Source organism: Arthrobacter sp. TB 23, from assembly GCF_000294595.1.
Lineage (GTDB): Bacteria > Actinomycetota > Actinomycetes > Actinomycetales > Micrococcaceae > Arthrobacter_D.
Map to the genome: position 1 here is coordinate 54,968 of NZ_ALPM01000073.1, position 411 is coordinate 55,378.

The following is a 411-nucleotide window of genomic DNA, read 5'->3' on the forward strand; positions in this document are numbered from 1 at the left end:
CCGAGCCGCACCGGATGAGGCGGTAGCTTGGATGACATGGTTTCTCCTCCCCGGCCGGAAATGCCGACAGACGGTGCGGTGAGCCCCGTCGTCGAGCTGTTGACGAAGCCCGATTGCCACCTGTGCGCTGCTGCGCGGGCGGTGGTTGCTGCGGTCTGCGAAGAGCTGGGAGTGCCCTGGCACGAATTGTCGACAGTTGATGCACCCGACCTGTTGGAGCGGTTCGCCGAGGAAATCCCTGTCCTGCTTATCGACGGGGTACAGCGAGATTTCTGGAAGATCGATGAGGCGCGCCTGCGGAGGCTGCTGACCCAGTGATCGGCCGGGAAGCCAGCTTTGTGTCGCGGGCGCCGCACCCTAAGGTGAAGATACTCACGGTGTCGGCCGGTCCGGCGTCGTGCAGACCTGCCG

At 64.7% G+C, this 411-nt stretch carries 1 protein-coding gene; it reads left to right on the forward strand.

The features are described from left to right. Window positions 1–36 precede the first annotated feature (36 nt). Window positions 37–318, forward strand: a complete 282-nt coding sequence (locus B384_RS0111075) for a glutaredoxin family protein (RefSeq protein ID WP_237715298.1) — start codon at window positions 37–39, stop codon at window positions 316–318. Window positions 319–411: the final 93 nt, after the last annotated feature.

Bases quoted from the DNA above. Each gene is read 5' to 3' on its own strand.
- B384_RS0111075 (WP_237715298.1), top strand. From the start codon at position 37: ATGGTTTCTCCTCCCCGGCCGGAAATGCCGACAGACGGTGCGGTGAGC.